1 pseudogene is annotated in these 291 nt (G+C 43.0%); it reads left to right on the top strand.

Annotation, left to right across the window (positions count from 1 at the left end):
• Window positions 1-127, top strand: a pseudogene (locus AACW06_RS20340) (IS110 family transposase); the annotation flags it as partial.
• Window positions 128-291 lie beyond the last annotated feature (164 nt).

Below are 291 nucleotides of genomic sequence, written 5' to 3'. Positions count from 1 at the left end.
GGAGGCTTGTTCTGGAGCGCATTATTGGGCCAGAGAATTCGAAAAGCTTGGTCACGAGGTACTTTTATACCCGCCTCAACATGTCAAAAGTCAGCGACGCAAACAAAAGAACGACTATAACGATGCCACGGAAAAATCATGAACATCCTCGTCAATAAAGGCTTGGAGGGTGTCCTGAATTCTGTGTAACTGTCTAAACTTAAGCCTTAAATGCTAAGGATGGACAATATGGATAAGAAAGCACTCGAAGCTTTTGCTCGTGAAGCAGCAAAGTCAATTAAGACAGAATCT

Source organism: Vibrio sp. S12_S33 (assembly GCF_963889785.1).
Lineage (GTDB): Bacteria > Pseudomonadota > Gammaproteobacteria > Enterobacterales > Vibrionaceae > Vibrio > Vibrio aestuarianus.
The sequence above is the reverse complement of the archived record's forward strand: the minus strand, read 5'-3'. Positions and strand labels throughout refer to the sequence as shown.